We start from the raw sequence: 8,035 nt of genomic DNA on the forward strand, positions 1-8,035 counted from the left end.
CGCGTAGGTGATCTCTTTCATCTTCAGCGCGCCCTCGAGCGAGACGGGCGCGTCGTAGCCCCGGCCGACGAAGAAGAACGCGTCCGCGTCGACGTGCGCCTCGGCGACCTCCTGAGCCGCGGACTCGTCGAGGACCTGCTGGATGGCGTCCTGGACCGCCCGCAGCCGTTCGACGTCCCGGCGGGAGCACTGGTCGGCCGTCGGATCCGCATCGGTTTCGTCGCCCTCGAGGAGCGCGTCGACGTCCTCGATCTCGCCGTACCGATCCCGGTGGGCCAGGGTCGGCGCCACGTTCCGCCCCTCCTCCGCGAGCGTCGCGAGGAGCAGGAAGTCGGTCGGGCGTCCCCGTCTCTCGGGCCCGGGAGGACGTCACCCCGGGTCCGTCGTCGGCCGGTATTCGCGGCTCACCGCTTTCCACCGATTCGATCGGAAGCGCCAGAGGTTGATCGCGGCGGGGACCAGCGTCTCCAGGAAGAGCGCCAGGTAGAGGCCGACGACCGCGAGCGGGGTGACCAATCCGAGCGCGGCGACGGGCAGCGCGACGGCGTATCGACCGACCAGCGAGGCGACGAACGGCCACCGCGTATCGCCCGCGCCCCGGAGCGCGCCGGTCGCGGCGCCGTCGACGCCCATCGCCACCGCGCTGATCGCCGCGACCTGGACGAACGTCGCGGCCCGGTCGACTTCGGTCGGCGTCGAGACGAACACCCGGGCGATCGGCGTCGCCAGGGCGATCACCGCCAGCCCGACGAGCAGGTAGAGGACGGTCGTCAGCCGGATGATGTCCGCGCCGTATCCCTCCGCTTCGCGCTCCGCACCGGCCCCGAGGTGCTGGCCGACGAGCGTGCTCGACGCGATCGACAACCCCCAGTTGAAACTGTTGATGAGGTCGCGAACCCGTCGGCCCACCTCGAACGCCGCGACGACCACGGGCCCGAACGCGGCGGCGATCCAGAGCAACGGGAACACGACCGCCATCTGGGCGAGCCGTCGGCCCATCAGCGGCGCGGAGACGGCGACCAGCTGCCGACTCAGCTCGGCGTCCAGGTACGGTCCCGAGAACCGGAACCGGACCGGGCAGGGGGCCAGTCGTCCACCCCCGTACGACCGACCGACCATCCCCCACGCCAGCGCCACCGTCACCACCGCCGTCGCGATCGCGGTCCCGAGCGCCGCGCCCGCGACGCCCAGTCCGAGCCCGAAGATGAACGCGCCGCTCAGCGCGATGTTCGCGATCCCGCCGCCGGCCCGCACCACCATCGGCGTGTAGGTGTCGCCGACCGCCGCGTAGGTTCGACTCGCGATCAGGTTCTGGAACTCGAACAGGAGCGCCGGCGCCACGACGACGAGGTAGACCGCCCCGTGGCGGATCGACTCCGCTTCGCCGCCGAACACGGCGATCAGCGGCTCGGCGAACAGCACGTACGCCGCGACGATGGGGACCGCCATCGCCACCGCCGCAACGCTGCTCTGTTTGACCACCAGTTCCGCCCGCTCGCTCGCCCCGCCGCCGTAATTCTGCGAGACGAGACTGATCGTCCCGCCCGCGAGCCCGATCGAGAGGTACTTGGCGACCTGCCAGTAGGCGTACGCGAACGCCAGCCCCGCGACCGCGGCCGTCCCGACCGCCCACCCGACCATGGCCAGGTCCGCGACCTGCTTCGACATGATGGCGAAACCGGTGACGATACGCGGCCAGGCCAGGCCCATCGTCGGCCGAAATCGGTCTTCCTCGATGACGCCGACCCGATCCAGCACCCCGGCCGCGACGGCGACGGCCCGACGCGTCCGAGACTCCATGGTTCGTGGCTCGTCGAAGCCGGGTTTCTAGCTTTCGACTCTCGACGGCTGACACGTGGGGGCTTACATCGACGCACCGAGCGACGATGCGGCGCTGCCTCGACACGAACCGTTTCGTCGCGCGCGAGGAACCTATGAACGGGCCCTCGCGATGATCCTGGGTGTCGTCCACGAGGGCTCTCTGCCGACGACGGTCTCGATCTCCGGTCCGCCCGGGACCGGCGACGAGCCGCCGGCTCGGTGAGGTCGTCGCGGCCGGAGCGCTCGACGGGGCCGACCGTCTCGACCAGGCCGTACTCTTCGAGGACTGGGAGTCGGGTGTTGCTGTTCTTGCGGGTCTCGCCCGTGTGGTGGGCCAGGGTCGGCGCCACGTTCCGGCCCCGCTCGGCGAGCGCCGCGAGGAGCAGGAAGTCGGTCGGCCGACGGCGTCTCACGGGGGAACACTCGCTAGCAGGTTGGAGCTGCGTCGAGCGAGCGCGGTGTTCTCTCCCGGCACCTCGTTACCGGTCCGAGACCTCCTCGGGCGAGAGCGGACAGTCACACGGCGACGCGGTGGGGGCCTCCGGGCCGACTGTGTAGACCCCCGTGACCACGGTGGTACAGCGCGGGCAGAGGGGAGTGGCGTTTTCGGACGGGTCGCGGTCGTCCGGGTTCGTTCGGTCTTCGGGGCTCGGCTCGTCGATGGCGCTGACGCCGACGAACGGCTCGGAGCCGACGATCGGGGACACGAGCTGGGGCGTCCTCATGCGATCCGGCTCCACCGTCCGCCGGGTGCCCGGCGTTTCCCTACGCCGCCGTCCCGGCCGGCTCATGGGTGGCCCCATGAGGTTAAGGGAGCGGGGCGCGTAACCCCGCGCATGGGATCCGAGCCGCCCGCCGACGAAACGACCGTCAGCGAGCGCGGGGCGGTGACCGTCCCGGCCGACATCCGTGAGGCATTCGATATTCGCCCCGGCGATAAGATCCGTTGGACGATCGACGACGAGGGGACGATCCGCGCCGAGGTCGTGAAACGGCGATTCGGCGCGTTCGACGACTTCGAGCCGGTCGATATCGGCGAGACGAACGCCGCCGACGAGCACAACCTGTACGGAGCACGGTGAATGGCGACCGCGCTGGTGGATTCGAGCGTCCTGATCGCCGCGACGAGCGCGCGCGATCACCACCACGACGAGGCAGCCGCGATCGTCCACGCGATCGACGGCGGCGACCTGCCGACGGGTCACGTGACCAACTACGCGCTCACCGAGACGTTGAACTTCGTCCACGAGCGGATGGGCCACGACGTCGCGATCGAGCTGCTCGACCGGCTCGTCGAAAGCGCCGGTTTCGAACCCGTCCACACGCCCCGGGACGACTTCGATGCGGGTCTGACCCACTTCCGACGGTACGGCGGCCTCGCGTTCGGTGACGCGACGATGGTCGCCTACATGGATCGAGTCGGCCTCGACTACATCTACAGCTTCGATACCGATTTCGACGCCGTCGACGGCATCACCCGGCTCGACACCCCAACCGATCCGTTCGGCTGATTCTCGAGCGTTCGATCGCGGCGTGTCGCGTGCAGCGAGGCGATCGTTCCCCGCATCGACATTCGCCAGTACGAGCGATCGGACGATTACGCGAGGGCCGTCGAGGTCCGCACGTCGGCCGGAACGACGCCTCTCGGCTCGATCGCTACGCGACGGCGAACTCGATCCGTCGGCTCCTCGATCAGGCTGTCGACGCCGCGACGTCGGGTTCGGCGTCTTCGAGCAGCGTCTCGACGTCCTCGACCTCGCCGTTCGCTCGCTCGAGCTCGCGCATCTCCTCCGGATGGTCATAATAGTAGGCCAGCGCCTCGTACACCGCCGCGAGCGAGCACTCGAGCCGATCGGCGACGTACGCCGGTGAGCGGCCGCCACCGATCACCCGCCCGGCAACGTGGCGGACCCCGACGCGGGTCCCCTCGATGCGAGGTTCGCCCCGGAGTATCTCGTCGTCCGTCGTGGTCGGCATACGTGACCGTATGTTCCGGGATCGATCGTGTTTGCTGACCCCTTTGGGATCCAATAGCAAGGATACATATGCCGCGCGCGGATCACCCCACGTATGCGATTCGGCATTCTGAGCACTGCGGGTATCGCTCGCAAATCGATGATTCCGGCGATCGCCGAGTCCGACCACGAGCTCGTCGCCGTCGCGTCTCGAAACGAGGAGATCGCACGCGCGTTCGCCGACGATTTCGACGTCGAGATCCTGGAAACCTACGGCAGCTACGAGGCGCTGTTCGACGCGGATGTCGACGCGGTCTACAATCCACTTCCCAACGCGCTCCACGCCGAGTGGACCAGGCGGGCCGCCGACGCGGGATTGCACGTCCTCTGTGAGAAGCCGATGACCGTCGATGCCGACGAGGCCCGGGCAGTCTTCGACTACTGCGAGGACGCCGGCGTGACGGTGATGGAAGCGTTCATGTACCAGTTTCACCCGATCACCGACCGCACGCGTGAGATCGCCGCGAACGCGCTCTCGACGATCCGGAACGTCCGGTCGCAGTTCACGTTCTCCCTGGCGGACCTCGACGACATCCGGGTGTCCCCCGACCTCGCCGGCGGAAGTCTCATGGACGTCGGGTGTTATCCGGTCAGCGGGATTCGGGGCTTCCTCGGGGAGCCCCGCCGTGTAAGTGCCCACGCCCTCGATACCACGGACGTCGGCGTGGACACGGAGATGGCGGCGCGACTGGAGTACGACGACGCCCACGCACAGTTCCTTTGCGGGTTCGATACGCCCCACCGACAGTCTCTTCGCGTCGAAGCCGAAAACGGCTGGCTGGAAGCGGAGGACGTATACAATCCCGGCACGTCGGACGTCGAACTGACCTACAGCGTCGACGGCCAGCGGGAAATGGAAACGATCGAGGGCGTGGATCCCTACCGGCTGGAGGTCGAGGCGTTTGCGGACGCCGTCGAAAGCGGCGACGAGCCGCCGATCGACAGGGACGAGACGATCGCAAATATGCGCGTCATCGACGCCCTCTACGAGAGTGCCGATCGAAGCGAGTCAGTGACGGTCTCGGACTGAGCGGTCGGCCCAGAACAATTATCAGCGCTTCACAACGTTGCTTCGCGGGGCATAGTCGAGCGCGAGAAGCGCTGCTACGGACGTATCTAGGAATATTGGCCCGCGCGACGACGGCGAGCGCGCGACCCCGACCGGAGATCGCGCCACTTCCGACGAAGAATGGCATTCAATGGGATTAGGCGGTATTCAAACCCATTCAGGGGCGCCACTGATCCCACTGCGGACCGTCCGTACGACAGCGACGGAGGGACCGAGGCGAATCGACTCGTCTCGGTCCCGGTTTCACCACACTACCCATGACAAACGCAACATCACCGATCGAAGCGACGTTCGAACTGCAGCGCCGGTCGCTCCAGCACGGCCAGCAACTGATCGAGGACGGAATCGACATGCAGCAGAACGCGGCCAAAACGACCCTCCAGAACGGGCTGGCCGCCCAGCGGAGCGCACAGCGCCAGGGCGCCGAACTCGCCCGTAACGTCTTCGACGCCCAGCTCGACGCGGTCGAGTCGGCGGTCGACGAGGACGAGATCCGTTCGGCGATGGATCAGCAGTTCGAAACGAGCGCGGCGCGGACCCAGGAACTGCTCAACGCGCAGTTCGAGCAGGGCGCAAACCTGGTCCAGCAGCTGCTCAACGCGCAGTTCGACGCCCTCGAGTCGGCTCTCGAGGAGGAGGAATTCGACGTCCGATCCGCGGTCGACCGGCAGTTCGACGAGTTCGAGCGGACCCAGGACGAGGCCTGGGACGAGTTCGAAGCGGAGTTCGCCGAGGCGATCGACGACCTCTCCGAGCACCAGAAGCGGCTGGTCGCGGAGTCGGTCCAGTCCGCCATCGACGCTCAGCGGGAGACCGAACAGCAGGCCGTCGAAGGTGCCAAGCGAGCCGAAGTGGCCGTCGAAACGGCCCACCGGCAGACCGAACAGGTCGCGGACACCGTTCAACAGCAGACCGAGCAGGTCGCCGGAACGGTCCAGCAGCAGACCGAGCAGGTCGCCGGAACGGTCCAGCAGCAGACCGAGCAGGTCGCCGAGACCTCCCAGCGGGCCTCCGAAGACGTGATCGAAGAAGCCGGCGATGCAACCGTCGCAACGGTCGAGGCGGGAGCCGACGCCGCCCAGGAGCGCCTCGACACTCTCGAGGGCGTCGGCCCGACGTACACCGGGCGCCTCGCCGAGGCCGGATTCGAGAGCGTCCAAGCCCTCGCCGACGCGCAGGCGGACGCGGTCGCCGAGGCGGCGGACGTCTCGGAAGAGCGCGCCGAGGAGTGGATCGAGACGGCGCAGTCCCAGTAGCGCACTCGGCTCGCTTTTCCCACGAGTTTCTCACGCGTTCGGGCAGCTATCGCTCGGTAGCCGTCGTGAACGCCGGCAACGAGCGCACTCGCTCGACACGGGTGCAGGGAGTCACGCGCTCGAACGGCGGAGTCGTCCGAGCGCTCCACGAGTGCGTTCCGATCGCCGAGTGACTCCTTCGGGATCGGACTCGCCCCGAACCCGGATAGCCGACGGCAGGGAAATCGATCCGGGATGTGACGATCTCGCCGTAGCGATCCCGGCGGACCAGCGCCGCCTCGCCGAGCTCGGTGAGTTCGTCGCGGCCCGAGTGCTCGGCCGGGCCGACCGTGTCGACCAGCCCGTAGTCCGCGAGGACGGGGAGTCGGGTGTTGCTGTTCTTGCGGCTCGTGCCCGTGTGGCGGGCCAGATTCGGCGCGGCGTTCCGGCCCCGCGCCGCGCCGACGTGGTCGGGGGAAGACGAGGCCGGCCGTGTTGTTTCCGTCACAATCCAGTTCGTTTATAATTCCTCCAAATTGATCTGTTATCGATGGTGATAGCTAACCCCGCCCCCTTCCGAGAGACGTACCTCCCACAAGATCTCCTCCATCGACGCGCCGAACTCGAGCAGCTCGCCAGACGGGTCGAGCCGGCCGCACGCGGTCGAACCGCCGACGACGTCCTGGTGACCGGCGAGCCCGGCGTCGGGAAGACGGCGCTCTCGCGGCACGTCCTCCGGCGGCTGGACGCCACCGCGGCGGACGCGGCCGCGGTCCGGGTGCCGTGTCTCGGGCGCACCGAGGCCGACGTCCTCCGGCGGATCTGTGCCGGGATCGACCTCGAGGTCGACGATCGGTGGACGGCGACGGATCTCCGCGACCTCCTCCGCGAGGCCCCGACTCCGACGATCGTCCTGCTCGACGAGGCGGACGACGTCCCCGAAACCGGCGCGATCGCGTCCCTGGTGGAGATTCCGGCGCTCTCGATCGTCGCGACCGCCCGCGACGCGGCCGACTGGCTGGGTCGGATCGACGGCGCTCGCCGACGCCGGTTCGAGGGCGACGGCCGGCTGCACCTCGACCCGTACGATCCGTCCGAGCTCGCGGATATCCTGCAGCGGCGAGCGACGCGGGGGCTCGTTCGCGGCTCCTGGACGCGAGGGGTTCTCGAGCGAATCGCCGACGACGTCGACGGGATCGCCCGTGCGGGGATCCGGACGTTGTACGCCGCGGCGACCGTCGCCGAGGAGAACGGACGCGACGCGATCCGGGAGGTCGACGTCGAGGCGGGCCTCGAGCGAGCGCGACGGCGGATTCGGCGGGCGACGCTGTCGAGTCTCTCGTTCCACCACCTGCTGCTCTACTCGATCGTCGCGGCCGCCGGCGAGATCGGCGCCGGCGAACTGCACGACCGGTACGAATCGCTCCAGGAGGAGTGGTATCGCGACCGCGCCCTCGAACCGGTCGGGCGACGGTCCCGTCGGTACCAGCTCGCGACGCTACGGGCGTCCGACCTCGTCGCCTGCGAGGGGGCGAACCGCCACCGACGATATCGCGTGCGAGACGAGACGATCGCCCCGCCGATCGCCGTCGATCGCGGCGGGGCGCCGACTCCCCCGTAGCGATTTCTCTCGGAAATATCGTTCCATTATAACATCGCGGGCCTCGAACAGCGCTCCCGACGCGCTCGCGGATCGACCGGACGCGTGGTTGCTTGCAGGCTGGCACGCGCCCGGCTCACCGCGGGTCACGAGACTCATCAACAGCCCATGACCAGGTACACCAACCCACACCAGAACAAAATAGATTCCGCCTCGGAATCGATTAGCACCGGAACACCGAACGGTATCCTCGAGCGTCCCGAACGCGCCGTGGTCCTTTTTCGACGGGCGACCG

At 68.4% G+C, this 8,035-nt stretch carries 8 protein-coding genes and 3 pseudogenes; 5 read left to right on the forward strand and 6 right to left on the reverse strand.

The window, feature by feature from the left end; genetic code table 11:
• From QZT59_RS05425 to QZT59_RS05440, 4 genes and pseudogenes are all read right to left on the reverse strand, one after another.
• Nucleotides 1-291 (reverse strand): annotated as a pseudogene (locus tag QZT59_RS05425) (hypothetical protein); the annotation flags it as partial.
• 78 nt (nucleotides 292-369) lie between these two features.
• Nucleotides 370-1,800 carry an MATE family efflux transporter gene (locus QZT59_RS05430; protein WP_290812484.1) on the reverse strand — a complete coding sequence of 477 codons (1,431 nt, stop codon included), beginning with the start codon at nucleotides 1,798-1,800 and terminating at the stop codon, nucleotides 370-372.
• Between the two features lie 239 nt (nucleotides 1,801-2,039).
• Nucleotides 2,040-2,234 (reverse strand): annotated as a pseudogene (locus QZT59_RS05435) (ArsR family transcriptional regulator); the annotation flags it as partial.
• A gap of 66 nt (nucleotides 2,235-2,300) precedes the next feature.
• Nucleotides 2,301-2,546, reverse strand: coding sequence for a hypothetical protein (locus tag QZT59_RS05440; RefSeq protein WP_290812487.1), 246 nt, complete (start codon nucleotides 2,544-2,546; stop codon nucleotides 2,301-2,303).
• 111 nt (nucleotides 2,547-2,657) lie between these two features.
• Between QZT59_RS05440 and QZT59_RS05445 the strand changes: the two genes are divergently transcribed.
• On the forward strand, nucleotides 2,658-2,903 hold the full coding sequence (locus tag QZT59_RS05445) for an AbrB/MazE/SpoVT family DNA-binding domain-containing protein (RefSeq protein ID WP_290812490.1): 246 nt from the start codon (nucleotides 2,658-2,660) through the stop codon (nucleotides 2,901-2,903).
• Complete coding sequence (locus QZT59_RS05450; protein ID WP_290812492.1) at nucleotides 2,904-3,332, forward strand: type II toxin-antitoxin system VapC family toxin; 429 nt, start codon at nucleotides 2,904-2,906, stop codon at nucleotides 3,330-3,332.
• A gap of 181 nt (nucleotides 3,333-3,513) precedes the next feature.
• Here the strand turns inward: QZT59_RS05450 and QZT59_RS05455 are convergent, their stop codons facing one another.
• Nucleotides 3,514-3,798, reverse strand: a complete 285-nt coding sequence (locus QZT59_RS05455; protein WP_290812495.1) for a DUF433 domain-containing protein — start codon at nucleotides 3,796-3,798, stop codon at nucleotides 3,514-3,516.
• Nucleotides 3,799-3,891: 93 nt separating this feature from the next.
• Here QZT59_RS05455 and QZT59_RS05460 point away from each other — a divergent pair, with 93 nt between their 5' ends.
• Both QZT59_RS05460 and QZT59_RS05465 read left to right on the forward strand, forming a co-directional pair.
• Nucleotides 3,892-4,866 carry a Gfo/Idh/MocA family protein gene (locus tag QZT59_RS05460; protein ID WP_290812498.1) on the forward strand — a complete coding sequence of 325 codons (975 nt, stop codon included), beginning with the start codon at nucleotides 3,892-3,894 and terminating at the stop codon, nucleotides 4,864-4,866.
• A gap of 296 nt (nucleotides 4,867-5,162) precedes the next feature.
• Entirely contained in the window at nucleotides 5,163-6,161 is a 999-nt protein-coding gene (locus QZT59_RS05465) for a helix-hairpin-helix domain-containing protein (protein WP_290812501.1), read from the forward strand.
• Nucleotides 6,162-6,402: 241 nt separating this feature from the next.
• Here QZT59_RS05465 and QZT59_RS05470 read toward each other — a convergent pair.
• Nucleotides 6,403-6,648, reverse strand: a pseudogene (locus QZT59_RS05470) (hypothetical protein); the annotation flags it as partial.
• Between the two features lie 42 nt (nucleotides 6,649-6,690).
• On the opposite strand from QZT59_RS05470, the gene QZT59_RS05475 reads away from it, so the two are divergent.
• Entirely contained in the window at nucleotides 6,691-7,761 is a 1,071-nt protein-coding gene (locus tag QZT59_RS05475; protein WP_290812504.1) for a Cdc6/Cdc18 family protein, read from the forward strand.
• Nucleotides 7,762-8,035: the final 274 nt, after the last annotated feature.

The sequence above is a fragment of the Halovivax sp. genome (genome assembly GCA_007119345.1).
Taxonomy (GTDB): Archaea; Halobacteriota; Halobacteria; order Halobacteriales; family Natrialbaceae; genus Halovivax.

What these genes read in the sequence shown, in the direction of transcription:
- QZT59_RS05430 (WP_290812484.1), bottom strand. Translation starts at nt 1,800, where the DNA reads ATGGAGTCTCGGACGCGTCGGGCCGTCGCCGTCGCGGCCGGGGTGCTG.
- QZT59_RS05440 (WP_290812487.1), bottom strand. Translation starts at nt 2,546, where the DNA reads ATGAGGACGCCCCAGCTCGTGTCCCCGATCGTCGGCTCCGAGCCGTTC.
- QZT59_RS05445 (WP_290812490.1), top strand. Translation starts at nt 2,658, where the DNA reads ATGGGATCCGAGCCGCCCGCCGACGAAACGACCGTCAGCGAGCGCGGG.
- QZT59_RS05450 (WP_290812492.1), top strand. Translation starts at nt 2,904, where the DNA reads ATGGCGACCGCGCTGGTGGATTCGAGCGTCCTGATCGCCGCGACGAGC.
- QZT59_RS05455 (WP_290812495.1), bottom strand. Translation starts at nt 3,798, where the DNA reads ATGCCGACCACGACGGACGACGAGATACTCCGGGGCGAACCTCGCATC.
- QZT59_RS05460 (WP_290812498.1), top strand. Translation starts at nt 3,892, where the DNA reads ATGCGATTCGGCATTCTGAGCACTGCGGGTATCGCTCGCAAATCGATG.
- QZT59_RS05465 (WP_290812501.1), top strand. Translation starts at nt 5,163, where the DNA reads ATGACAAACGCAACATCACCGATCGAAGCGACGTTCGAACTGCAGCGC.
- QZT59_RS05475 (WP_290812504.1), top strand. Translation starts at nt 6,691, where the DNA reads ATGGTGATAGCTAACCCCGCCCCCTTCCGAGAGACGTACCTCCCACAA.